This is a genomic window from Bacillus sp. Xin1, from assembly GCF_013314535.1.
Lineage (GTDB): Bacteria > Bacillota > Bacilli > Bacillales > Bacillaceae_G > Bacillus_A.
The window spans coordinates 141,326-166,978 of sequence record NZ_JABUAE010000005.1; the positions used below are offsets into that span (position 1 = coordinate 141,326).

At 34.6% G+C, this 25,653-nt stretch carries 21 protein-coding genes; 7 read left to right on the forward strand and 14 right to left on the reverse strand.

Features of this window, described 5'->3' with window-relative positions; all coding sequences use genetic code 11:
- From HRG09_RS08310 to fdhF, 5 genes are all read right to left on the reverse strand, one after another.
- Complete coding sequence (locus HRG09_RS08310; RefSeq protein ID WP_174100344.1) at positions 1–867, reverse strand: carbohydrate ABC transporter permease; 867 nt, start codon at positions 865–867, stop codon at positions 1–3.
- A gap of 177 nt (positions 868–1,044) precedes the next feature.
- Entirely contained in the window at positions 1,045–1,833 is a 789-nt protein-coding gene (locus tag HRG09_RS08315; RefSeq protein ID WP_174100345.1) for a DeoR/GlpR family DNA-binding transcription regulator, read from the reverse strand.
- A gap of 200 nt (positions 1,834–2,033) precedes the next feature.
- Positions 2,034–3,905 (reverse strand): glycerophosphoryl diester phosphodiesterase membrane domain-containing protein, encoded by a 1,872-nt coding sequence (locus HRG09_RS08320; protein WP_174100346.1) that lies wholly within the window; start codon positions 3,903–3,905, stop codon positions 2,034–2,036.
- A 145-nt stretch (positions 3,906–4,050) separates the two neighbouring features.
- Complete coding sequence (locus HRG09_RS08325; RefSeq protein ID WP_174100347.1) at positions 4,051–4,533, reverse strand: helical membrane plugin domain-containing protein; 483 nt, start codon at positions 4,531–4,533, stop codon at positions 4,051–4,053.
- A 12-nt stretch (positions 4,534–4,545) separates the two neighbouring features.
- Positions 4,546–7,488, reverse strand: a complete 2,943-nt coding sequence (fdhF, locus tag HRG09_RS08330; protein ID WP_174100348.1) for a formate dehydrogenase subunit alpha — start codon at positions 7,486–7,488, stop codon at positions 4,546–4,548.
- Positions 7,489–7,768: 280 nt separating this feature from the next.
- Here fdhF and fdhD point away from each other — a divergent pair, with 280 nt between their 5' ends.
- Both fdhD and HRG09_RS08340 read left to right on the forward strand, forming a co-directional pair.
- Positions 7,769–8,584, forward strand: coding sequence for a formate dehydrogenase accessory sulfurtransferase FdhD (gene fdhD / locus HRG09_RS08335; protein ID WP_254610044.1), 816 nt, complete (start codon positions 7,769–7,771; stop codon positions 8,582–8,584).
- A gap of 273 nt (positions 8,585–8,857) precedes the next feature.
- Positions 8,858–9,364, forward strand: coding sequence for a GNAT family N-acetyltransferase (locus tag HRG09_RS08340; protein ID WP_174100350.1), 507 nt, complete (start codon positions 8,858–8,860; stop codon positions 9,362–9,364).
- A 421-nt stretch (positions 9,365–9,785) separates the two neighbouring features.
- On the opposite strand, the gene HRG09_RS29365 is transcribed toward HRG09_RS08340, so the two are convergent.
- Positions 9,786–9,908 carry a hypothetical protein gene (locus HRG09_RS29365; protein WP_262386318.1) on the reverse strand — a complete coding sequence of 41 codons (123 nt, stop codon included), beginning with the start codon at positions 9,906–9,908 and terminating at the stop codon, positions 9,786–9,788.
- 331 nt (positions 9,909–10,239) lie between these two features.
- On the opposite strand from HRG09_RS29365, the gene HRG09_RS08345 reads away from it, so the two are divergent.
- From HRG09_RS08345 to HRG09_RS08355, 3 genes are all read left to right on the forward strand, one after another.
- Positions 10,240–10,911, forward strand: coding sequence for a response regulator transcription factor (locus HRG09_RS08345; protein WP_174100351.1), 672 nt, complete (start codon positions 10,240–10,242; stop codon positions 10,909–10,911).
- A gap of 163 nt (positions 10,912–11,074) precedes the next feature.
- Positions 11,075–12,451 carry a sensor histidine kinase gene (locus HRG09_RS08350; protein WP_174100352.1) on the forward strand — a complete coding sequence of 459 codons (1,377 nt, stop codon included), beginning with the start codon at positions 11,075–11,077 and terminating at the stop codon, positions 12,449–12,451.
- 194 nt (positions 12,452–12,645) lie between these two features.
- Positions 12,646–13,158, forward strand: a complete 513-nt coding sequence (locus tag HRG09_RS08355; RefSeq protein WP_174100353.1) for a GNAT family N-acetyltransferase — start codon at positions 12,646–12,648, stop codon at positions 13,156–13,158.
- A 211-nt stretch (positions 13,159–13,369) separates the two neighbouring features.
- Here the strand turns inward: HRG09_RS08355 and pdxR are convergent, their stop codons facing one another.
- The gene (gene pdxR / locus HRG09_RS08360) at positions 13,370–14,767 is read right to left on the reverse strand and encodes a MocR-like pyridoxine biosynthesis transcription factor PdxR (RefSeq protein ID WP_174100354.1); all 1,398 of its coding nucleotides are present in this window, start codon (positions 14,765–14,767) and stop codon (positions 13,370–13,372) included.
- A 116-nt stretch (positions 14,768–14,883) separates the two neighbouring features.
- On the opposite strand from pdxR, the gene HRG09_RS08365 reads away from it, so the two are divergent.
- Positions 14,884–15,810, forward strand: a complete 927-nt coding sequence (locus tag HRG09_RS08365) for a DMT family transporter (RefSeq protein ID WP_174100355.1) — start codon at positions 14,884–14,886, stop codon at positions 15,808–15,810.
- 120 nt (positions 15,811–15,930) lie between these two features.
- A complete protein-coding gene (locus HRG09_RS08370) occupies positions 15,931–16,470 on the forward strand; it encodes a DUF4871 domain-containing protein (RefSeq protein ID WP_174100356.1) in 540 nt (179 codons plus the stop codon).
- Positions 16,471–16,792: 322 nt separating this feature from the next.
- Here the strand turns inward: HRG09_RS08370 and HRG09_RS08375 are convergent, their stop codons facing one another.
- The 7 genes from HRG09_RS08375 to HRG09_RS08405 all read right to left on the reverse strand — a co-directional run bounded on the left by HRG09_RS08375 (position 16,793) and on the right by HRG09_RS08405 (position 25,421).
- Entirely contained in the window at positions 16,793–17,998 is a 1,206-nt protein-coding gene (locus HRG09_RS08375) for an NAD(P)-dependent malic enzyme (protein WP_174100357.1), read from the reverse strand.
- 72 nt (positions 17,999–18,070) lie between these two features.
- Positions 18,071–19,417: a 2-hydroxycarboxylate transporter family protein gene (locus HRG09_RS08380; RefSeq protein ID WP_174100358.1), complete on the reverse strand. Its 1,347-nt coding sequence runs from the start codon at positions 19,415–19,417 to the stop codon at positions 18,071–18,073.
- Positions 19,418–19,539: 122 nt separating this feature from the next.
- Positions 19,540–20,247, reverse strand: coding sequence for a response regulator (locus tag HRG09_RS08385; protein ID WP_174100359.1), 708 nt, complete (start codon positions 20,245–20,247; stop codon positions 19,540–19,542).
- On the reverse strand, positions 20,244–21,851 hold the full coding sequence (locus tag HRG09_RS08390) for a sensor histidine kinase (protein WP_174100360.1): 1,608 nt from the start codon (positions 21,849–21,851) through the stop codon (positions 20,244–20,246). Before HRG09_RS08390 ends, HRG09_RS08385 begins: the two co-directional genes overlap by 4 nt.
- Before the next feature lie 540 nt (positions 21,852–22,391).
- On the reverse strand, positions 22,392–23,177 hold the full coding sequence (locus HRG09_RS08395; RefSeq protein ID WP_174100377.1) for a transporter: 786 nt from the start codon (positions 23,175–23,177) through the stop codon (positions 22,392–22,394).
- 313 nt (positions 23,178–23,490) lie between these two features.
- Entirely contained in the window at positions 23,491–24,753 is a 1,263-nt protein-coding gene (locus tag HRG09_RS08400; protein WP_174100361.1) for a sensor histidine kinase, read from the reverse strand.
- A complete protein-coding gene (locus HRG09_RS08405; RefSeq protein WP_174100362.1) occupies positions 24,750–25,421 on the reverse strand; it encodes a response regulator transcription factor in 672 nt (223 codons plus the stop codon). The genes HRG09_RS08400 and HRG09_RS08405 overlap by 4 nt, the downstream gene beginning before the upstream one ends.
- Positions 25,422–25,653 lie beyond the last annotated feature (232 nt).

Below are 25,653 nucleotides of genomic sequence, written 5' to 3' on the forward strand. Positions count from 1 at the left end.
TTAATAGTTCACCCACTTGTCACCTATTATCTTGTTTATAACGGATAGTAGGATTGTAATGATTAATATAATAAATGCGATTGCCGTTGCAGATCCCATATCAAACTGTTCAAACGCTTGTTGGAAGAATAAATAAAGTAACGTTCGTGTCGAACCACTCGGTCCACCTTGTGTTAAAATTTTAATTTGATCATAAGCCTGCACTGAAGTAATTATATTGACAACAACTAAAAAGAAAGTTGTTGGTGAAACCATCGGTAATGTTACATTTCGAAATTTCTGCCATGAACTTGCTCCATCAATACTAGCAGCTTCATACAAGCTATCTGGTACTTTCTCTAGTGCACCGATATAGAAAAGCATCGTCCATCCAACTAGTTTCCATACCGTTACAATGATGACCGCTAGCATCGCTGTATCACTACTCTTCAGCCAGTCCAAACCCGGAATCCCGAAAAATTCTAGCATCTTATTGATTGCTCCATATTGAGGTTCATATAGAAGTGACCATACAATCGATACAGCTACCGTTGGCGTTACCCAAGGTGAAAAAATCAATAATTGATAAATTGCAGAGCCTCTGAATTTGTTTCGGAAGAACAACGCAAAACCCAAACCTAACGCAATCGTTGGAACGACTGTCCCAATTCCGAAATAAAGAGTATTTAACAATGCCTGTATAAAAGAATCCTGTGTAAACAAATTAATATAGTTATCTAAACCAACAAAATTAAAGTCACTAGTCATGAAATCCCAGTCTGTAAAACTAATACCTAAACTAAATAAATTCGGAATGATCCAAAATAATATTAGAGGTATTCCAACCGGTAATAAAAAGAACACAGCTTTTGATAATTTTATTTGCATTCTTGTCACCTCCTAATTCATATTGTACGAGCACATTATTAACACAATGTTGTTATTATGTTAATGAATTGTAAATTCAACATATTAACAACAAAAAACAACATATAAACAAAAAAACAATAAAAAAAAGACCCTTTCTCATCTCACTAAGAAATAGTCTACTTTAATATTTTCTTTCTATACTATTATCACTTCAATCCCTTTACTTATTAGGACATTTTGCCATACTTCATCGAGTTTAGCATTTGTATATAATGCATCTATATCATCAAAATCTCCGCTTTTATAAAACTTTGTTAAATTAAATTTCGACTCATCTACCATCATCACAACTTGTTTTGCATTTTTCTTTAACTGCTGAAAAACTTGCGCGTCTTCCATATATGAACATGTCAGTTCTTTTTCTAAAGAAATTCCATCACACGAAGCAAATAATTTATTGACAGTGAAGTGGTCAAGATAGTTTAGCATCATGTCTCCAGACAGTGCTAATGAATTAGAATTTAGCATTCCACCAAAGACTATTAATTTACAATCAAATGAATCATACTGTTCTTTAAGCTCAATAATTTTATTAACAGCTGGTATCGAATTCGTTAGGATCGTCAAATTCTTTTTATCATGTATAAAATCCAAAACTTGCATCGTAGTCGTCCCAATTTCAATTGCGATAATATCATTATCTTCTACCAATTTACTTGCTTCCATTGCAATGTTTCGTTTTTCTTCAATATTCTCAGATCGACGTTTATCAAAATAAAATTCAATAGTATGATCTTTTTTCTTAATCGCACCACCATGTATTTTCGTAAGCTTACCTTCCTTGTGCATCATATCTAAATCTCTTCGAATTGTTTCTGTCGTAACATTTAACACCTTAGCTAAATCATTTACCATCACTCGATTGTATTTTTCTAACTCACCCAATATGTATTTTCTTCGTTCAAATTGTGTATAGGATTTCATTTCATTAACACCTCTTCGTATTACACAAAATATACAACTCTTAAAAATCCTTATAAAGACTAGAAAAACACCTTTAAAAGACACCATTTCTAGCAGTATGAAACCATTTTTTTCTATTCTGCTTCTCTTAAAGTATAGTGTAACTAATCAATAATTTCATCTAAAAGGCAAATTATATAGAAAAAAACAGCCGCCGATATTTAACCGGCAGCTGGATAACTTATAAATAACTTTGAAAACAAATCTTCCGTCGTTTCTGTAATCTTATCAAACACATCTGTTTCACTTTCTTCTTGCTCTTGCATCATCTTGATCGTTTCTTTTGCATCCACAGGGTAGTCTGTAATAATTCCATCTACATTGAGTTTATAATACTTCCTTAAATTCTCCATATCATTTACAGTCCATACATAGATTGGTTTATTTAATTTTCTTGCTGATTTTACTAAAGCTTTATTTAACATATATTCTTCTGCAACATAGAAATCGGCCTGCACATATTTTAAATTGGCCCTGCTGGCATATAATATATATCCTACTTTTATATCCGGATTTGCACGCTTAAACTCTTTAATAAGCGGATAATGCAACGTTTGAATCACACATTGTTTTTCAAAATCATTATCCTTTATTGTTTTTAATACTTTCTTTACAAAATCCTTTTCATTTCCGTGTAATTTCACTTCGATATTGAGCTTGATCTTATTTTTGGCAAGCTTGATCATCTCATCCAATGTACTAATTTGTCCGGTATGTCCATCTTGTTGTAGAGTAAGCTTTCTCAATTCTTCCATTGTTAAATCTGACACTTGTACATTCGCATTTGCAAGACGCTTCAGCTTTAAATCGTGTATCACTGCCAATTCACCATCTTTTGTTTGTAATACATCAATTTCAGCATAATCCGCTTTTGCATCAATCGCACCTTGCAAGGCCTCTTTCGTATTTTCTACTCCTTTAGAAACATATCCACGATGCGCCATAATAACGGGCTCTTTATATGAATTCGTAATAAACGTCACAATAAATGCAACTACCATACCTACTGTTATGACACCGACAACATATACACCTATAAATTTCAAGCGATGCTTTTTAAAGAAGCATTTATCGGCTTTTGTTTTTGAATAATCTAAGCCCTCTTCTAATAAAACATCTTCAACCGAAACCTTTTGTAAGTAAAGTCTTGTTAATGCCATAATATAAAATGGAGTCATAATAAAGCTAAATAAATACAATGTACTCGTCAAAAATACCGATAGAGTAGATTCTGCTAATAGCGCGAATGTCCCTTCTGGATTCGTAAATTCATATACACCCCATAGAACCAATAAGTACATTCCCATTAATAAAACAAAAACAATCCCGATTGAGATAAAAAATCCAATTAAAAAGAACAAAACTTTAAAAAAGCTTTCTTTTACTAAATTTGCACTTTTACGTGCAGCTATGCGGAATGGTTTTTCTTCTAAAACAATGATAGGTAAAACGAAGATCCATCGAAGATTCAAGTATGCAACCACAGCAAAGAACGTGTAATAACCTACTTGTCCCATTGTTGTTTTAAACAATTCACCTGTAATAAAATTTGGAATTTGAATTTCTGGGATTAGCGCAGATTTATATCCCAAATTTAACAGAGGTAACAATACAACGGCATACAAGATAAACCCTGGCAAACAATATGTAAAAAGAGAAGGTAAATACGTTACCGTCTTATACAAAATTGGGCGTAACTTTACTTTTTGCCTTTTATGTGCAAAGTACGAAATAATAATAAGCACCGCGAACTCCGTAAAAATAAGAAAAAGTGCCAATAGCGATAAAATTAATATAGCTGCGATGCCATATGGAGTTTTCAAAAAAGCAAGTAATTCATCATTTGTCGCATTTGCATAACCACCCCAGTACAACAACTTATTAAAGATCATACCGAATAGCGGAATAAATACAATAGCCGCTAATAGTTTATAAAAGAGTTGAAACGCCAACACATTCCAAAAAGCAAATTGTACCGTTTGGAAAGACTGTTTCATGACCCCTGGTATAGATAGTCTTTTACGGTGTAGCATAAATTCCTCCAAATTCCAAAACTAGATTTGAAATGGATTCCATTTCACAGTCATCTTTTTATAATAATATATTCCGCTTAACATGAACACTCTTATACGTGCACAAAAAAGAGTGATGGGTACTTCCCCATCACTCTTTCGTTCTTTATTTTTTCTCTAATCCTTGTCCAAACGCTTTTAAAAAGCTAAATCCAAAAGTAATGGCTCTGTTAATATCCGGGTCTTTCAGTACTTTAAAAAAGTCCATTACTTTTGTTTTCTTTCCTTTGTTCAATTCATCTGTTGCAAACTGTAATCCTGTAACTAAACTAGATGTAATCTGTTTTGTCATTTCTGGGTCGACTGAAGACAAAGCCTCTCCTGCCCCCATCATATTATTTAATGCATTTTTTACTGGTTCACGGTTTAATTGCTCGACAGCGATTTTAGAAACATCTTCTTTCGCAGCAAGTAGACTGATTGCTGCATCTAAAATACCCGCTTGCTGCAATCCTGCTAACAACTGCATCGTCTCTTCTACCGCCTCACGATTCTCTGCTAATTGTGTTAACAGTTCATCTGATAACTGTTGTTTCTTTTCTTCTTCTGTAACTACCTTTTTCTGAATCAAAGTAATCTCTTTTGCCACTTTCTTCGCCCCCTAGTTTTGATCCACAAGTGATACGTATTGTTTTCGCTGCCATTTCTGCTGAATTTCAACACCATTTTGCGGATGACGTTTTTTATCTCTCGGGTTTGAAGCAGGAAGCGGACGATTACCTTTTTCACGTAATACACGCATTTTTACCATCGTTTGTTTATAAGCAGGTGTACAAGTATAAAGGTCTGTCGCTGTTCCTGTTAAAATATTAACCGCTTCTTCATTGACTGTCGCGTGCATCGGTAAATATAGCTCGTTTCCAGTCACACGATCTGTAATAAGTGCCTGCACCTTAATTTTACCAAACGGTGATGCTAGCTCTACAAGTCCGCCATCTTTCACATTTCGTTCAGTGGCAAGCTCAGGCGAAATCTCAACAAACACTTCAGAAATTTTGGATAAAATCCCAACTGATTTATTTGTCATATTCCCTTCATGGAAATGTTCGAGCAAACGACCGTTATTTAGTAATAGATCATAGTCTTCTGGCGCTTCAACTGGCGGAATCCATTCATCTAGTGATAGACGAGCTTTTTTGTCAGGGAAATTAAAGCCATCCACATATAATAATGGTGTGTCACTACCATCGCGGCTACCCCAACATAAACTATTCCATCCTTCTAAACGATCATATGTCGCTTGTGAATAATACGGCGCGAGTGATGCGATTTCATCCATAATTTCACTTGGGCTTTCATAATTCCAATCACCACCAAGGGCACGAGCTACTTTTTGCAGGATCCACCAATCTGGTTTCGAATCACCGAGCGGTTTCATAACTTCATATAAACGCTGAATACGACGCTCTGTATTCGTAAATGTTCCTTCTTTTTCTAGACTTGGTGCTGCCGGTAAAATAACATCAGCAAAACGAGCTGTTTTTGATAAGAATATGTCTTGAACTACAAGGAAGTCGAGATTACTTAAAATGTGTTGCACATGATTCGCATTGGAATCGACTAACGCCATTTCTTCTCCCATTACATACATACCACGTAGTTTCCCTTCCTCTGCAGCCGCAAGCATTGCAATGTTATTCAGCCCTGGCTCTTTCGGAATTTTAGTACCATATGCTTTTTCAAATTTCGCACGAAGTGTATCATCCGACACTGCTTGGTAGCCTGGAAGCCAGTTCGGTAATGTCGCCATATCACAAGCACCTTGCACATTATTATGCCCACGGAGTGGATATGCACCTGCACCAGGGCGACGGTAGTTACCAGTTATAAGAAGTAAGTTAGAAATCGCTGCAGACGTCGTACTTCCTCCTGTATTTTGCGTAACGCCCATACCCCAAAGTACACAAGTACCATCTGCTTCGTATACCATGCGAGCCATTTCTTTTAATGTATCTTTAGAAATACCTGTAATATTTTCTGTATAATCAAGTGTGTATTTCTCTAACATTTTGCTATATTCATCAAAGTTCTTCACATTTTCATCTAAGAATTTCTTATCATGCCAACCTTGATCAATAATATATTTTGTTATTCCAGCAAGCCATACGTAATCCGTTCCTTGACGCGGATGAACAAATAGGTCAGCACGCTCTGCCATTTCATGTTTACGAAGGTCTGATACAATCAGTTTTTGCTCATGTAATTTATGGGCACGTTTCACACGAGTAGCAAGTACAGGGTGTCCTTCCGTTGGATTCGCTCCCACAATAATAACAAGGCCAGCTTCCGCAATATCTTTCACTGTCCCTGCGTCTCCACCTATACCGACGGTTTTTGTTAAACCATCACTTGCTGGGGATTGACAATAACGGGAACAGTTATCTACATTATTTGTTCCATATATTTGACGAGCTAACTTTTGCATTAAATAGTTTTCTTCATTTGTTACTTTTGAAGAAGAAATAAATCCAAATGCATCGCTACCATATTCAGATTTAATATGCTGCATATTGGATGCCACAACTTCTAAAGCTTCTTCCCATGACGCTTCAACGAACATATCTCCCTGACGAATCAACGGTTTTGTAATACGGTCCTCGCTATTTACAAAGTCCCAACCGAACTTTCCTTTTACACATGTAGAAATTCCGTTTACTGGCGCGTCTGATACAGGTTGTACTTTTAAAATTTGACGGTCTTTCGTCCACACCTCGAACGAACAACCTACACCGCAAAATGTACAAACTGTTTTCGTCTTGTTAATCTTCGTTTTTCGCATCGCAGATTCCACTTCTGAAACTGCTAAAATACTACTATATCCAGGCTCTACATCTTTTACAAAATCAATCATTGGGTCTAACACATCTTGTTTTAGTCCGGTCATGAACCCTGCTTCTCCAAGCATTGATTTTTCCATTAATGCGTTACAAGGACACACCGTTACACATTGCCCGCAACTAACGCAAGATGAATCATTAATACTTACGCCGCTATCCCAAATTACACGAGGACGATCTAAATTCCAATCAATTGATAATGTTTCGTTTACCTGTAAATTCTGACACACTTCTACACATTGCCCACAAGCAATACATTGATTCGGATCGTAACGATAAAATGGATGAGTCATGTCTACTTCTTTTGAACTAACTTTCGGTTCATATGGGTATTTTTGCTCTTCAATTCCCATCATATGTACCGTATTATGAACTTTACAGTTCCCGTTATTATTATCACATACTGTACAATACAATAAGTGATTCTCTAATATTCGATCCATCGCTTCCGTTTGTGCTTCTTTTGCGCGCGCTGATTGTCTTTCGATATGCATACCATTTTCTAATTTCGTTGAACAAGCACGCAGTAATTTTCCATCTACCTCTACAATACATGTATCACAAGTTTGAATTGGATCTACTTCCGGTACATGACAAATTTGTGGATGCTCTACATTACTTTCGTTAAATAATTGCAGTATCGTCTTTTCACCAGATGAAAGAAATTCCTTTCCATCTACGGTTACACGAACCGTTTGCTCTGCCATAGTTCCCCTCTCCTTATAACTAACTGTACAATATAATTTTGAATCCGTTTTCAAAATTATATTGTTGTACATTTTTTGAAACGCTCTGTTGAAATCTTATCTTAGAAGTCGATTCTTGATGCTATAAGGTATAAAAAATGACACTATTCTACTACTCTATTATATCTCACATATACAATGATAACCAAATAATCTTCTATATCATAGCTAACAGATGCTTTTATATTTTCAATGTTTTATGATAAATAGAAAGACAAATACATACAAAGGGGAAAATAGTATGGGGCATGTCCAAGAAACCTATAAAATGATACGTTATCAAGGCGGCGTTTTTTCTGAACAAAAAGATGAAATTGTCACAGAATATCCTGTAACAATTAAATTAAATGGGGAGGAATATGTAACAGTTGTATGTACTCCAAATTATATTGAAGATATGGTAATAGGTTTTTTAATTTCTGAAGGAATTATTGCTTCTTATGAAGGGATTGATGAGCTATGGATACAGAAAGACAAAGGGGTTGTCCATGTAAAAACATCACAAATCAATCCTCTCTATCAAACACTATATAACAAACGATATGTCACTTCTTGCTGCGGAAAAAGTAGACAAGGTTTTGTTTTTGTAAATGATGCAGCAAAAGCAAAAACTTTACATGATATACATGTAACAGTTACTCCGAAAGAATGTTTTAATTTAATGAATACCTTACAGCAATCTTCTACTACATTTCAGCAAACTGGTGGCGTTCATAATACCGCTCTTTGTGATCGAAACAACGTTCTCATATCAAGAATGGACATCGGAAGGCATAATGCATTAGATAAAATATATGGCTATTGTTTACGCAATCATATCCCAATCAAAGGAAAAATCATTGTATTCAGTGGTCGAGTTTCATCTGAAATTTTGTTAAAAGTTTCTAAAATCGGCTGTGAAATTGTTCTTTCTAAATCAGCGCCAACAAAATTAGCTTTGCAGCTTGCTCATGATTTAGGCATTACAGTAGTCGGGTTTATTCGTAATGATTCTTGTAATATTTATACTCACCCAGAACGAATTGAAGGATATATAACAGAAAAAAATGATTCCTAGCAAAGGAATCATTTTTTAGTTATAAAAATGTAATATATTTAATTGTTGAATAGTTAATAAAGTTAATATATAATTTCATTACATAAAGTAATAAAAACAAAAGAAGACACATGTTTTTCTCGCATATATCTACTTATTCTTTTACAAATTAAGAACGAGCACGTAAAGAATATGTTTATGAATACACAGTAGATGTTCTATTAATATAATCATCATACTCTTACGGATCCCCCATTTTCCTATAGAGTGAGATAAACTAAGGAGGTTCTCGATATGGAAATTCGTTTATTAACAAAAGAAGATGCAGAAATTTACTTAAAAGTTTGTATGGAAGGATTAACACAAAATCCCGAAGCCTTTAGTTCTTCTTATGAAGATGTACTAAAACATGAGGATCCTGTGGCTGCAATGGCAAAGCGTTTAGCTAATCCAGATAAATATACACTCGGTGTCTTTAAAGATAACGGTTTAATCGGAATTGCTACTTTAGAAACTAAGCCATTTATAAAACAAGAACATAAAGCAAAAATCGGCTCTGTTTATATCTCTCCAAAAGCACGTGGTCTCGGTGCTGGACGTGCGTTGATCAAAGCCATTATTGAAAATGCACATAAACTACATGTAGAACAACTCATGCTTGATGTTGTTGTCGGAAATGTAGCTGCAAAAAAATTGTATGATTCACTTGGCTTTCAGACATATGGTGTACAAGAGCGTGCCTTAAAGCATAATGGACAGTATTGGGATGAGGAACATATGGTTTTATTTTTGAATAATTAATTATAGCTTTTCACAAAAGTACCTTTTGATACAAAGGTGCTTTTTTCTTACAACAATGTAATATTTATGTCATCTAATTAAATGGTTCTCTCCCCTCCTCTTTACTATACTAAAAGTACGAAATCACAATTAAAAGAAATGAGCGCTAAAGAAACAATAGAAGTAATAGCATAAAATCGGTAATTGGAGGAACAACAAATATGAAACAGCACAAACATCCTATTTTTTTAATTTGCGGTACAATAATTGTCACTTCAGGACTGGCAATTCTTCCTTGGTTTATTGTATAACACTTCTATCATTTTTTAATTCTTTCGCCTTCCTAGACAAAACTCCCCCGTACATAGCATACGCGGGATTTTTACATACAAATAAAAAAGCTCATTGTTTCTCCAAACGAAACAACGAGCTCATACATCTATTATAGAATTCCGAAAAATTTATTCGCACACTTCACAATGATTAGCATAGATACAGCAACACACATTACAACAGCATTGCGATCTTGTTTATCCTTTTGAAAACGTTCTTCTTTTTTACTCATGTGTATAGTCCCCTTTATAAAAAAAGTGTGAGATAGGAAATTTTCCTTATCCGATGCGAGGTGAATACGAAATTTCTCACTATCTCACATACACAATAGAATGGAATTGTCATTTTATAAATAAAATGACATGACGTTATGTCGCAACATAGGGTATTTGTGTCGCTACGCCTTTTATTATAAAAAAGAGTTGTGCAAAAGTAGTGCATTTTTTATGTCAATTGCTTTAGTAGAAAAAATACACTACAATTCAATCACATAAACAGAGTTTTTTATTATTTTCATGTAAACTATACAAAGTAGAAATGAATGTTTTGAGGTGTACAAGACTATGATAAAAATCTTATTAGTAGACAATGAAGAACGCATGTTACGATTATTAGACTTATTTTTAAGCCCACGTGGTTATTTTTGTATGAAAGCTACGTCTGGCATAGAAGCTCTTGAACTAATTCAGCAAAAAAACTTCGATATTATTTTGTTAGATGTCATGATGCCAAATATGGATGGATGGGATACATGTTACCAAATCCGCCAAATCAGCAATATTCCAATCATAATGTTAACAGCTCGTAATCAAAACTACGATATGGTTAAAGGACTCACAATGGGGGCCGATGACTATATTACAAAACCTTTTGACGAACAAATACTAGTTGCACGAATTGAAGCTGTACTGCGCCGAACAAAAAAGGACGGTTTTATCAGCTTCAATGGTATTGAATGGGATAAAACCAAACATACTGTCACTGTTTACGACGAAAAAATTCCACTTACACCTATCGAGTTTTCGTTACTAGGACTGTTTTTACAAAATACAAATCGAGCATATAGCCGTGATGATTTAATCGAAAAAATATGGGGATATCAAACCGATATTGAATACCGTACTGTCGACTCACATATCCGCAATATCCGTGATAAATTACGAAAAAAAGACTTTCCTGTTGAAAGATACTTAGAAACCATCTATAAAGTGGGATATAAGTGGAAAAGTGAATAAAAGCAAATAGTATAGTGAAACTTTGATTAGCAAACATTTTTTATCCCCCTATTCGCTGTACTTTAAGGTAGGAGGCTTACCGCCCGAGAATAGGGGACAAGATTTGATAAGTGGTGAGATACCTCCCTCTAGCTATTAATGTGAAATAAAGGTGTGGTAAAAAATGAATAAACTTTCTCTCAAGGTCGGTACATACTTTTTAATATTAGCTCTATGTATTGAAACAATTGCTTTTGTATCTTTTTATACAAGTTTGTCGAACATGCGTATCGAGGAAGAAAAATCTGCTCTTTTAGAAAAAGGGAAGCGCTATAGTAAATTTATTTCAAGACGTTATGGTCCACGAGCTTTCGAACATGCTACAGCAATGGAATCACATTCTATTTCAGATACAAAGTTAGTCATAACAGACACCAATGGGCAAATCCTTTCTTCTTCTGATCCAGTAACACCGGAAATGAAAAAGCAACTTGCTAACAAAATACGTTGTACTTCAATAGATGGAACTATGGTTGAGAAAAATTGGAAAACATCGAAATATATTTCAACAGCAACGCCCATTATCATTCATAAACAAATCACTGGGTATGTACATATGTTTTTAGATACAGCATTTTTAGAAAAAATGCTTCTTCGCTTAGCACATCAATTTATTATTATTGGTGTATTAACTCTTGTTTTAACAACAATTTCTGTATTTATCTTTTCTCGTGTCATTACCGATCCTCTTATTAAAATGAAACGTGCAACAGAAAAAATGTTAAAACTAAATAAACCAATTAAATTAGGAATTAAGCGCAATGATGAACTCGGTAGTTTGGCCAAAACCATTGAAGAATTATCTAGTGAATTAACCTACATGAAAAAAGAAAGAAATGAATTTCTTGCAAGTGTAGCCCACGAACTGCTCACACCACTTACCTATATGAAAGGTTATGCAAAAGTTGCTAAAAGAGATTCTCTCTCTAAAGAAGAGCGTGAAGAATATTTACAAATTATTGAAGATGAGACAGATAGTGTAACCGAACTCGTTCAAGACTTATTTGATCTAGCGCAACTTGAACAGCATCAATTTATTATTAAAAAACAAAAGATTCCTTTACAGCCTTTTCTAGAACGCATGATTGAAAAAACTAAACCAGCACTTGCTAAAAAACTAATGAAAATTAAATTTTACTGCACAGATAACCCTAATGTCTGTATAGATGAACGCCGAATGGAACAAGTAATGCTCAACTTATTACACAACGCCTATCAGCATTCTTATGAACAGTCAATTATTACTGTACGCGCCTATCAAAATGGGAATACTTTTTCTATAAGTGTGCAAGATGAAGGAGAAGGGATTCCGCAAGAAGATATTCCACATATTTTTGATCGTTTTTATCGTGTTGATAAATCAAGAGCTCGAGCTACGGGTGGTAAAGGAATCGGTCTAGCTGTTGTAAAAGAAATCGTTGAGTTACATAGCGGTTCCATACAAGTGAAAAGCAAGCTCGGAATTGGAACTGAATTTATTATTGAATTACCAATCGAATAATATAATTGTTCGTCTATCACCAGTAGTATCTTTATGAAGAAGCTGCTGGTGATATTGTGTTAAGAGCTATTATTTATTGAAATTTTATTTGCAAACGGAGTAACATGCTACTAACAAAAGCTAGCTTTTTGAAATTATTCTTATTTCAATATAAAATATAAATACATCTGTCAAAGATTTGGAGGGTGATATAATTGGATATCCATGTATTAACAAAGGATGAAGCAGAAATTTATCTAGAACTTCGCGTAGAAGGATTAAAGCAAAATCCTGAGGCTTTCAGTTCTTCTTATGAAGATATTATTAATAAAGAATGCCCGATTGAGTATAAAGCACAAAAGCTAGCACAAGATGAAAACTATACACTAGGTGCATTTAAAGACGGTACATTAATTGGGGTTGCAACCCTGGAAACGAAACCATACGTAAAACAAGAACATAAAGCAAAGATTGGTTCAGTATATGTATCGCCAAAAGCACGTGGACTTGGAGCAGGAAAATCTCTTATTAAAGAGTGTATTGAACTTGCAAAAACATTAGAAGTAGAACAAGTTATGCTTGATGTTGTGGTCGGAAATGATGGTGCAAAAAAACTTTATGAATCATTAGGATTTAAAACATTTGGTGTACAAGAGCGTTCTTTAAAGTATAACGGTCAGTACTGGGATGAAGAACATATGGTTTTATTCTTAGATGAAGAGAAATAATTAAAACATCCTCACATGCATGAGGATGTTTTTCATTTTGTAGAGAAAAGAATCATGATAAGAAAATTGTGCGAAGCATCGCAAAATAGGGTCTTCGTTTAAAACGGTAAATAAAATTTTATCGGCGATTCTGCAAATATATCGATCGTTCGACAAATTACATGTTAAAAATCTATTCGTTGCCCAACAAAATATGTACATGCGAAACAAACTACTTCAAAAACCATGCCTGATATAACAATTGAACCGCTTCTTTAATCTCTTCCTCAGATAAAATAGCAAACCCAAGCAAAACTGTATTTTTTGAAGCAGTCCCTTCTTTATAATACGTAGAAACCGGATATACTTTTATACCGTTTTCAGCTGCCCTCTTTATTAATGCTTCTTCTAACATTCCATTGTGAACTTTTAATAAAATATGTAAGCCAGAATCTTCTCCAATTACCTCCGCCTTATTAGAAAAGTACCTTTCTACCGCTGAGACAAGAGCATCTCTTTTTTTTCGATAAACAACTCGCATCTTATGAATATGCTTTTCCCAATGACCCTCGTTTAAAAATCTTCTAATGATTTCTTGGTCGATTCTTGAAACACTTTGTGTATAAAATAAATATTGCGTTTGATACAACTCAATTAGCTGTTTTGGCAGTACCATGTAGCTCATCCGTAATGATGGAAGCAAAGCTTTTGAAAGTGTTCCCATATAAATTACCTTTCCTTCTGTATCAAGACCCTGCAGTGCTGGAATCGGCTTTCCAGAGTAACGAAACTCACTATCATAATCATCTTCAATAATATAACGCCCACTCTCTCCTTGTGCCCATTGTAATAGTTGCATCCTTCTTTTAATTGGCATAATCATTCCACACGGAAATTGATGAGACGGGGTAACGAACACAACATTTGCATGACTATCTTCTAAATCTGAAATACAAATCCCATCCTCATCAAGCGAGAGCATCTGAACATTTTCTTCCCCTTTCTCAAAAGCAACCATTTTCCGGTGATAACCTGGATTTTCAACTGCAAAATAACTTCCTTTTAACAACTGAAACAACATCCTTATTAAAAACTGTGTCCCAGCTCCGATTACAATTTGACTTGCTGAACATCCCACACCTCTTGATTCATATAAATATTTCGCAATCTCTTCACGTAAACACGCTTCTCCTTGAGGATGACCAAGAAATAATAAATCCTTATTTTCTAGTTGCCATACCTCGTTTGAAATCTTTCGATATATAGAGAATGGAAATGCATTTGCATCTACACCTGTTTGAGTGAAATCATATTTATATTTTTCTTCCCTGTACAATACTTCCTTCACGATTTCTCTTCTTTTCACTGTATGTGTCATTTGTTCTATTTCACATACAAAATAACCTGTGCGTGACACTGATTCAATGTATCCCTCTGCGAGAAGCTGTTCATATGCCGATTCCACTGTGTTTTTACTCACTTCTAAATATGTCGCTAACTTTCTTTTTGCTGGGAGCTTCGTAAAAGGAGGGATTTTTCCACTTCTTATTTCTGATTTTATATACTCGTATAACTGTACATACAGTGGGATTTTTCCCTCCATATTCAAATTTGGTGTTAACTCTAACATAAAATCTGACCCCTTTACAAAATACATTATTGATACTTTTTACAGTACCAGAAGTTATATATAATTCCTTTTATCATGTAAATCTTAAAAAATCAATCCTAGAAAGGAGCATCATGATGAACAATAACAGACGACTCGGCCTCATAATGATTATTACAGGAGCTACTCTATGGGGATTATCAGGTCCAATGATTCAGTGGCTTTTTCAACATACGAAAGTATCATCTATCGACTTTTTAGTCATTCGTCTATTGCTTGCTGGGGTCTTTATTTTATCTTTCTTACTAATAAAAAGACAAAATATATTTCGTATTTGGCAACAACCGCGTCATCTTTTGCAACTGATTATTTTCTCTATCCTTGGAATGCTTGGCGCACAGTATGCTTTTATCGAAACAGTGCATATTAGCAACGCTGTTACGGCTACTCTATTCCAATTTTTAGGGCCGGTTCTCATTACTATTTATGTTGCAGTGCAGCATAAACAACTTCCTTCCACTATGCAAGTATTAGCAATTGTCGCTGCCCTGACAGGCACATACTTTATCATTACAAATGGATCCGTACAAAATATTGTTTTATCAAAAGAAGCGATTTTATTTGGCCTATTAACAGCAATTGGTTTTGCCTTTTACACACTTCATCCAGCTTCCCTTATTAAACAATGGGGGACGACTCTTATTATTGGTTGGGGGATGCTAATCGGAGGTATTGCACTATTCATTTATAATCGCTCTTTTGAATGGAAACAACTTTCGCAAACCTTTACGTTACAAACATTCTCTATGCTAATTTTAATTATTATAAGTGGAACACTTTCTTTTCTTCTTTACATTGGCAGCCTAAAATATTTATCAGCAACAGAGACCAGTATTTTATCTAGTATTGAACCGCTTGTAGCAGCTGTTGTTTCTATCGCTTGGCTAAAAGAATCTTTCGGAGCATACCAATTACTAGGTGGTGTATGTATCGTCGTTGCTGTTATTTTCTTAACAATGCCAGAAAAAGAAGCAGAGCCCACACTCACCACTGAACAAATATAGTACAAAATGTCAAAAGAGGTCATACTAAACTTATGACCTCTTTTTTATGAATGAAAAGGAATTGTCCGCTCTTCTAGCAAATACAATTACACTAACAATGAAAAATAGGAGTGTGGCAAGATGAAAAAAATTGGAACTGCGCTACTTTTCTCCTGTCTCATCACTGGATGTACCTCAATCGGGCAAGATTCCAAAGCACCAAGAACAGAAATAATAGAGGCTTCAAATCCTCAAACAAATGTACCCTCATTTTTTCATTTAAGCGTCTTAAAAGATGTTAACTGGGAAGAAAGTCCTCTCTTTGTTGATGGAAAAACACCGTTAAGAGGCATTGAAGGGAAAATTGCAATTGCAGATGGTACTTTCATTGCTGGTGAGAAAAATAAACAGATGTGGTTCTTCCTCGATCCACAAATACCATCTGGAAAACTATCTATTATTGCTCTAAAACAAGGATCTACAACACCCACTCCCGTACTCTTCCAAGATGAAACTTCCGAACAAACTTGGACTGCTCCTACTTCCATTCATGCAAGCACAAAAGAGCTCCCTTTTCTTATGTCACTGCCTTCTCCTGGATTATGGGTATTCAATATATATATTGATGAGAAATATTATGAGCAAATTGTTATTCATGTAGAAAAAAGTGACAAGGCTTAACTTCTTCCTTACAACAATGTAATTCTCATGTCATCTACTTCGATAGTTGCAATTCCCTCTCTCCCTTATACTAAAAGTAAGAAATGAAACAAAACAACAAGGAGAGATGAGAGATGAAAAAAGTGATGGAAGTAGTTGTAGCAGTAGCAGAGGTTTTTGTAAATGGGAAACAAGTAGCAGTGGAGTTAAACAAATAATGAAACGAGGAATATTTATTATGAATTGTCTAATCACATAAAAAGAGATAAGGTTTCATTACTGTTTTGATCCCTTATCTCCTCAGAGAGACAGTATCTTTTTTTGAAAAGGTACTGTTTTTTTACTATTTTAAATAACTTGGCGCCTTTTTCACTTGTGCCACACCTGATTCAATTGCTGCCTTCGCTACTGCAGCAGCAACACTTGGAACAACCCTTTTATCTAGCGGATTTGGAATGACATAGTTCTCATTCCGTTCTTCATCAGTAATGATGTTAGCGATTCCATATGCTGCAGCTAACTTCATTTCTTCTGTGACATCAGTTGCACGTACATCCAATGCACCGCGGAATATTCCAGGGAACGCTAACACATTATTTACCTGGTTTGGAAAATCAGAACGTCCTGTTCCAACAACAGCTGCCCCGGCCTGTAGTGCATCTTCTGGGAATATTTCCGGAATTGGATTGGCCATTGCAAACACAATTGGTTTTTCATTCATTGTCTTCACAAGTTCTTTTGTTAGTACGTTAGGAGCAGATACACCGATAAAAATATCTGCACCGTCAATCGCTTCTTTTAATGTTCCACGTACAAATTCACGATTTGTTTCTTTCGCAATCTCGATTTGTGCCGGGTTCATCCATGATTCTCCTTCACAAACGATGCCTTCTAAACTTACTAACGTCATATGCTGTGCTCCTGCTTTTAATAACAATTTACCAATTGCAATCCCTGCAGAACCGGCACCATTAATGACAATCTTCACTTCATCCATCTGTTTGCTTACAACTTTTAAAGCATTAATAACTGCAGCTAAAACAACAATTGCTGTTCCGTGCTGATCATCATGGAACACTGGAATATTTGTTTCTTCTTTTAAACGCTTTTCAATTTCAAAACAGCGCGGCGCGGCAATATCTTCTAAATTAATACCTGCAAATGTAGGTTCTAAATTTTTAACAATGGTTACGATTTCATCTACATCAGTCGTTCCAAGACAAAGCGGAAATGCATCTACATTCGCAAACTTTTTAAATAAAATACTTTTCCCTTCCATAACCGGCATAGCTGCTTTCGGACCAATATCACCTAACCCAAGTACGGCTGTTCCATCCGAAACAACTGCAACCATATTACCACGTGCTGTATAGTCATAAGCTGTTTCTTCATCTGCTGCAATCGCTTTACAAGACTCAGCTACTCCAGGTGTATATGTCAAACTTAAATCATCTGCTGAATTAACTTCTACCTTACTTGTAATTTCAATTTTTCCAACCAATTCTTTGTGAAGTAGTAATGAACGCTCATTAATTTGACTTTCTAACATAGTTACAATCTCCCTTTAATTTGACAAGCTAGCTACATCTTTATATAGCTAGCTTGTTTGATAGTAAGTAATTTAAGAAAACATTTTTAATAAAATCGTTGCTGTTACGACCATTGCGGCACCGCCCAAACGCGTGGAAATTTGCGCAAATGGCATCAATTCCATTCGGTTTGAAGCTGATAAAATCGCAACGTCACCAGTTCCACCTAATCCACTATGACATCCTGTTACAATCGCAGATTCAACTGGGTACATTTTCATAACTTTCCCAACAAGAAAACCAGTCGCTATCATTGTTAATACTACTGACGCACAGACCACAACATATCCAACTGAAAGAACAGCTGCTACATCTTTTAACGGAATATATAACAATCCTAATCCAACCATTAATGGCCATGTTAAGTTTTTCGAAATAAATTTGTATAAATGATATGCTCCTTGCTCCATTTTTGCTGGCATTAGTTTAAAGTACTTCACGATTGCTGCAGAGAAGATCATAATGATTGCTCCTGGGATACCAATAAATTTAGAAGCAAATCCGCCAAAGATAAAGAATGTACATGCAATTAATAAACCTGCTCCCATTAATGAGAAATCAATTGGTTTTTCTGTATTTTGTTCTTTTAATAACTCTGCTTGATTATCTGTTTTTACTAATACGCCATTACCACTAAGCTCGGGTCTTTTCTCACCTAGACGTTTCATATATCCTGCGCTTACAATCGCAAACATATTTCCAATAATAGCTGCTGGAATGAGCTGTGATACAAATGTCGCAGAAGATTCATTTAGAATGTCACTGTAGGCTAAAGAAAGTGGTAAAATCCCTTCTCCTATACCACCGCTCACAATTGGTACAATGATAAAGAAGAATGTTTGCTTCATTTCAAATCCAAATAATGAGCCAACTAACAAGCCGACTACTACTGATGCTAATGTCCCTACAACTAACGGGATAAACATGCGAACAAACCCTTGTACTAACACTTTACGGTTCATTCCTAAAACACTTCCGACTACTAAACAAGAAATATATAAATATAAAAAATTCGACTTTTTCATTAATGCAGTAGCAGCTTCCATTGAAGCAGGGTTCATCCAATTAAAAAATACAAGTAATGATGGAATAAATAATGAGAGAATTGCTGGTCCACCAATATTTTTTAAAATCGGGATCCGCATCCCAATATCCCCTAAGAAAATCCCCATAATCATAATGACTGCAAATCCGCCAATCATATCAGCTGGTAACTTGTTATATACAGATGCTCCATAAATAATAGCTGCTAATACGATATATAACGGTAAAGGTATAACACCAATTTTAATATTCATGATTTTTGAAACAAAAGATTTTTGTTCTAACTCTGCTGTTTCCGCAATTGATACCGCTTCCACATTATTTCGAATCCCCATATAGGCACCCCCTTATATTCTTGTTTTTAATATTAAAACGCTTTCAACATTAAAAATAGTTTTTGTAAGTTTTGTAACTGATTTTGTAATTAAAAAAAGTATAAGCGGCTTACATAAGCCGCTTATACATAAAAACGTATTTTCCTTTCATCGATGCATCGTAATTTACTTACTGGTCTCCCCACATGTTGATAGACCATTTCATTTTCTAAAACTCCTATTTCAGTTAAAAACATGACATACTTTCGAATAGAAACCCTTGAAATTCCAACTAATTGCGCCATTTCATCTGTTGTAAACACTTGTCCATGAAGTGATTCTATTTGTTTCCAAATTAACTGTAATGTTTGCTTTGTTAGCCCTTTGGGCAGTTCTTTATTTATATGAGTTTCTACTTTTTCTTTTTGTAAAATCAACGTATCTAATTCAGATTGACTAATATTTTGTTGTTCTTTCATGAACATAAATTTCTCGCGATATGCCGTTAATGCTTCCTTAAACCGTTCAAATGTAAATGGTTTAATTAAATAATCAACGACTCCATATTGCAGCGCCTTTTTTATACTCCCCATATCATGCACAGCTGAAATCATGATAACATCAATTTCTTTTTCTTGATTCCGAATATGCATTAACAAGTCAAAACCTGTATCACCAGGCATAAAGATATCAAGTAATATGAAATCTATAGACGATTCCTTTAATATCTCTACTGCTTCGCCCACAGAATTTGCTATATGAACAAGTTCAAACCCTCCTACTTGCTCTAAATAATGCTTATTTAACATCGCTACCATTGGATCATCTTCTACAATCAAAACTTTGATCATGTCCCTATCTCATCCCTACTTTTGTATGGTATTTCAATGGTTATGGTCGTTCCCTTCCCTAACAATGAATCAACTTGCATGTTCCCATTTATTTGCTTTAAACTATCCTTTACAAGATATAAGCCATATCCTCGATTCTCTCCCTTTGTGGAATACCCTTTGACAAATACTTTGTCAATTTCTTCTTGCTGGATTCCAATTCCTGTATCTTTAACTGTGATAATTAACGTATCCTGATATTGAATAGAAATATCTACTCGCTTATATTCACAATTCATAACCGCATCTAATGCATTGTCGATTAAATTTCCCACAATTGTAATGAGTTCATGAATAATACGTTCGTCATATGGCTCTGGTAAGTAAGAATTCTCGCTTACAATAAGTTGTATATTCTTTTCCCTTGCGTAACTAAGTTTACCAAGCATAAACCCTGCAAATACAGGATTTTTTATTTTTCGCATCACACCACCAATTTCATATTGATGCTCCGAAACCATGTTACTAATATATGTCTCTAATTGTTCATAATGCTTCATATGTGTAAGCCCTAATACAACGTGCATCTTATTCATAAACTCATGAGATTGTGCTCTAAGCGCTTCTGCATAAAGTCGAATATCCGTTAATTGTTCTGCTAATTGCCTAATCTCTGTTTTATCACGAAATGTTGCAATTGCACCAACAATTTCTCCTTTAACATATAAAGGAACTCTGTTTGTAACAATGGTAATTCCATAAAGATTTTGTTCCTCATACAATTGAGCTTCCCCCGTTTGTAACACTTCTTTTATACATGAGTTAGGCATATACTTCTCAACATCTTTGCCAATAAAATCTTCTTCGAGACCACTTTTCTTAAACAACCGTTTTGCTTCGTTATTGATTAAAGTAACTCTCGCGTTTTTATCAACAGCAATGATTCCTTCTTTAACAGATTGTAACATCGTATTCCGTTCTTCTAAAATTTTTGCAATTTCGCTAGGTTCAAGATTAAATAAAATTTTCTTAATATGTCTAGCTAATAAAATAGCACCTATAATTCCAACTAAGATTCCAACACCGATACCAATATAAATAATGTGCCTACTCTCTTTTACCCTCTCATACACATTATCAGCTGAAATACCGACAGCCACAACTCCCATTTGTTCTCTCGTTTCAGAAAAAATAGGTACAAACACTCGCATAGAGATTCCCAATGTCCCTTCTGCCATCGATACATGTTCTTTCCCTTTCAAAGCTATTCCTTCATCTCCTCCTACAAAATGATGACCGATTTTTGTAGGATCAGGGTGAGATTTTCGAATACCATTCATATCCATGACTACAATAAATTGTACATCTGTATTTTTTAACAATCGATTTGTATATGTTTGAATTTCAGATATATCTTTTCTTCCTGCTAAAGCATCAATGACAAGTGGTGAATTCGCTACAATACTCGCAATTGTTTTTGCTTTTTCAGCTTGGCTTTCTTCGGTCGTGCGTTCGACATTATGACTAATTAATATATCTGTTACAACTAAAGAAAGTACAATAACAGTACACACCAGCAATGTAATCGTTTTCCATAAACTTAACAATTTTTTTCTTTTTCTCATCCCTTTATTGTCTCCCTTATTTCCTCTTTACTACACGCGAAATCTATCTTACTTATTCTTTTTTAGGAATACAACCATTTCACAAAATAAGTACATCTATCTTAATTCATTCTTTCACAAAATTTTCTATCCATTTTTTATTCTTACAACAATGTAATTCTCATGTCATCTACTTCGATAGTTGCCACTCCCTCTCTCCCTTATACTAAAAGTAAGGAATGAAACAAAAAACAAGGAGAGATAAGAGATGAAAAAAGTGATGGAAGTAGTTGTAGCAGTAGCAGAAGTTTTTGTAAATGGAAAACAAATAGCAATGGAGTTAAACAAATAATGAAACAAAAAAAATTCATGATAAACCGTAAAAGACAATAAAAAGAGATAAGGTTTCATCATTGTTTTGATCCCTTATCTCTCTTATTTTGTTACTCGATATATAAAATATATGTAGTTTCATTCCTAGTTCAATTTGAATTTTGTACATAACTAATTGCTTGACTCCCCAACTGCACCCATGCCTGGTTCAAAGTTTCTGCGCCCTTTTTACTTCGTTAAATACGAATAAAATGCATCCGCATCTGTTTGAACCATAGGTAAAAAGACAAGTTCCTTTTCCTTTTTAGGCTGTTCCTTTTTTATTTTCTCTTTCAATTGTTGAATATTTAAATTTGCACTATCTATACCAAGCTCGTCTGCAATTTGTATGACTTTCTGTTCATTTATTTCTTTTAGCACTTGGTAAATATCTTTACCATATAAATCAATATGCAGTTTTTTTGCTTCATCTTGAATTTTCCCTTCATATACCTCTTGCGCCAAATTTTCTATATCTTTCCCTTTTTGAGAAATACCTAGCTTTTCCGCTTCCTCCTTTACTTTCGTTCCATAAATCTCGGTCGCAATCTCATCTATTTCTTTTCCTTCTGTTGAAACCCCTAGTTTATCTGCTTCATCATTGATTTTAATTTTATTAATTTGCTTTATTAAATCCACAATAGATGCATGATCTATTTTTATTCCTAGATTCACTGCTTCTTGTTTTACTTTTGTTTCATAGATTTCTTCTGAAAGAGTCCCTACATCTTTTCCCTCAGTAGAAATCCCTAGCTGCTTCGCCTCTTGATCAACTTCTGTTTCATGAATTTCTTTTTCTAACGTAATTTGCTCTTTACCATCTGTTGCAATTCCTAGTTTCTTTGCTTTTTTCTCTGTCTGTGCCGCATGCATTTTCCCATCATTAAGTTGTTCTTTACTGCACTGAGCAAAATCAGTTTTTCCTTTTGACATTGTAGAAGGGGATGCCCCTCTCATTATACTTAAGCTCACCATTCCAATAACAAATAATGATGCTATCTTTTTCTTTTCCAAATTTCATCTCCCCTTTACATTTTGGACATTGTAATTGCCTTCACTTGTTTTCTCTTCTATTTCCCCCACATTATCGTAGAAGATATGCTCAATTCATTTCTTATTAGAGTCATCTGTGAATACAACTATCTAGCTATTCTTAACAAGAATGCACAGTGATTTCCTTTTCTCTCTTTTGCCCTTCTTATTCTGTGTAAACTCTATTATGAAAAACATTTCTTAACTTTCCCTTAAAAAAGACGACCTTGTAAAAACAAGATCGTCTCTAAATTCTTTATACTCTTTGATTTTTAGGTAAAGTCACTTCAAAAGAAGCACCTTCATTTATTTTGCTCTCTACTTTTATTCTCCCATAATGCTTTTCTGCAATCCAATTCGCAATTGAAAGCCCTAATCCAGCACCTTCTGATTTCGCTCTTGCTTTATCTCCTTGATAAAAACGGTCAAACAACTTTGGAATATTTTCCTCTTTTATTCCAATTCCATTATCCTTTACTTGAATCATAATTGAACTATTTGTTTGCATACATGCTACTTGGATTATTCCACCAACGTCAGTGTATTTCATCGCATTGTCTAACAAAATCACAATCATTTGATGAATTCGCTCCCGATCACCAATAAAAGATACTTGAGACTCGATTTCTAGTGTCATCTTTTTCTCTTGATATGCAGCAATTTCTGCATACGGCTCTACTACTTCCGTTAATAATTCATCTAATGCAAATTCCTTTTTATCCATTTCAATTTGATTCGAATCCGAACGAGCTAATAATAATAAATTAGCAACGAGCTTTGATAACCTTCTACACTCCTTGGAAATTGTAGAAATATCAATTGCCTTTTCCTCTATCGTGGCGGAAGGAGACTGAAATAGTACATCTGTTTTCGATTGAATAACCGCTAGTGGCGTTCGTAATTCATGGGATGCATCGGAAACAAACTGTTGCTGCTTTTCCCAAGAATTGTGAATTGGTACAAGAGCTCTTCCAGCTAAGAAAAATCCCATCCCAATTGCGCATAAACTTCCTACACTACACCCCACTATAAGAATTAGCAATAACGTATGCAACATATCCCTTTCTGCCGTTGTATCGCGTACAAATTGAACTGTCATTTGTCCAAATTCAGTATTACGCTGAAAAGCCAACGCTCGAAAACTCTTCCCTTTAATTTCAATATTCTGAAAACCTTCTAATTGTTCTGGAAAAAACGCTAATGGATTTTCTTCAAAAACAGGATCAATAAATTTAGGATTCTTATCTATTAAGGCTACTTTTTTTCCATGCCATAACAGTACAGTAATCCTCGGATCTCCAATACGGATATCCTTAACGGATCCTTTTGGATTAGACTTAGAATGTTTCTTCTCTTTTGCTTTAAACATCTCTAGCGAATTATCTACTCCACTATAAATGCGATTATATGTATAGCCATAGATAATGCTCCCTAGAACTCCAATTAATATAATAAACACTAATGAATTTAAAATTGTAAGACGAATGCGTGTTTTTTGAAACATACTTCCCCTCTTCATTGTTCTTTTAATATATATCCAATTCCGCGAACGGTTTGAATATCTTTTTGATAGCCAAATGGCTCTAATTTTTTTCGTAAATGATGAACATACACTTCAACAATAGCTACCGTTGTATCCGAATCAAATCCCCATATACGATCAAAAATTTGCTCACGCATTAAAATTTTCCCACTGTTTTGAATAAGATATTCTAAAAGTTCATATTGCTTTAATGTTAATTTCATTGCTTCTCCATCTACTTGAATGTCTTTGTCTTTTCCAAACAATTCAATCCCGCGATACTGAATCGTCTGTTTTGTTGTTAAACTACCACTTCTTCGTAATAAGGCACGAATTCTTGCTTTTAACTCAGGTGCTTGAAATGGTTTTATTAAATAATCATCTCCACCAAAATCTAATCCTTTCACACGGTCCTCCAAAGAATCTTTAGCAGTCAAAAATAAAACAGGTGTTTCAATTTTTTCGTTCCGTATTCTTTGAATTACTTCAAACCCATCCATCCCTGGCAACATTACATCAAGAAGAATCGCATCATAAATATTTTGCAGTGCCAAAAATAATCCGTCTTCTCCATTCATCGCTGTATCAATTTCAAACTCATCAAGTAAAATTTGTGTAATTGATTCTAATAAAGGTGCATTATCTTCTACAACTAATAAGCGCATATCACTTTCCCACCTTTCATCCAACATAAAAATCTTTTCTATTCACCTATATTCATTTTCATAATAACAAAAAAAGAGCACTCGACATACTTGTCCGTCTTGTGTACGAATCCATTCGACTTATATATCTTTTTCTATCTAGATTCTTCATTCCCTTAATAATTTCACTATTTATCGTTCTGCATATGGGCTTTATTATGAAATTTATTTCTTAACTTCCCCTTAATAAAAA

Bases quoted from the DNA above. Each gene is read 5' to 3' on its own strand.
- HRG09_RS08310 (WP_174100344.1), bottom strand. From the start codon at position 867: ATGCAAATAAAATTATCAAAAGCTGTGTTCTTTTTATTACCGGTTGGA.
- HRG09_RS08315 (WP_174100345.1), bottom strand. From the start codon at position 1,833: ATGAAATCCTATACACAATTTGAACGAAGAAAATACATATTGGGTGAG.
- HRG09_RS08320 (WP_174100346.1), bottom strand. From the start codon at position 3,905: ATGCTACACCGTAAAAGACTATCTATACCAGGGGTCATGAAACAGTCT.
- fdhF (WP_174100348.1), bottom strand. From the start codon at position 7,488: ATGGCAGAGCAAACGGTTCGTGTAACCGTAGATGGAAAGGAATTTCTT.
- fdhD (WP_254610044.1), top strand. From the start codon at position 7,769: ATGGGGCATGTCCAAGAAACCTATAAAATGATACGTTATCAAGGCGGC.
- HRG09_RS08340 (WP_174100350.1), top strand. From the start codon at position 8,858: ATGGAAATTCGTTTATTAACAAAAGAAGATGCAGAAATTTACTTAAAA.
- HRG09_RS29365 (WP_262386318.1), bottom strand. From the start codon at position 9,908: ATGAGTAAAAAAGAAGAACGTTTTCAAAAGGATAAACAAGATCGCAAT.
- HRG09_RS08345 (WP_174100351.1), top strand. From the start codon at position 10,240: ATGATAAAAATCTTATTAGTAGACAATGAAGAACGCATGTTACGATTA.
- HRG09_RS08350 (WP_174100352.1), top strand. From the start codon at position 11,075: ATGAATAAACTTTCTCTCAAGGTCGGTACATACTTTTTAATATTAGCT.
- pdxR (WP_174100354.1), bottom strand. From the start codon at position 14,767: ATGTTAGAGTTAACACCAAATTTGAATATGGAGGGAAAAATCCCACTG.
- HRG09_RS08365 (WP_174100355.1), top strand. From the start codon at position 14,884: ATGAACAATAACAGACGACTCGGCCTCATAATGATTATTACAGGAGCT.
- HRG09_RS08370 (WP_174100356.1), top strand. From the start codon at position 15,931: ATGAAAAAAATTGGAACTGCGCTACTTTTCTCCTGTCTCATCACTGGA.
- HRG09_RS08375 (WP_174100357.1), bottom strand. From the start codon at position 17,998: ATGTTAGAAAGTCAAATTAATGAGCGTTCATTACTACTTCACAAAGAA.
- HRG09_RS08380 (WP_174100358.1), bottom strand. From the start codon at position 19,417: ATGGGGATTCGAAATAATGTGGAAGCGGTATCAATTGCGGAAACAGCA.
- HRG09_RS08385 (WP_174100359.1), bottom strand. From the start codon at position 20,247: ATGATCAAAGTTTTGATTGTAGAAGATGATCCAATGGTAGCGATGTTA.
- HRG09_RS08390 (WP_174100360.1), bottom strand. From the start codon at position 21,851: ATGAGAAAAAGAAAAAAATTGTTAAGTTTATGGAAAACGATTACATTG.
- HRG09_RS08395 (WP_174100377.1), bottom strand. From the start codon at position 23,177: ATGGTGAGCTTAAGTATAATGAGAGGGGCATCCCCTTCTACAATGTCA.
- HRG09_RS08400 (WP_174100361.1), bottom strand. From the start codon at position 24,753: ATGAAGAGGGGAAGTATGTTTCAAAAAACACGCATTCGTCTTACAATT.
- HRG09_RS08405 (WP_174100362.1), bottom strand. From the start codon at position 25,421: ATGCGCTTATTAGTTGTAGAAGATAATGCACCTTTATTAGAATCAATT.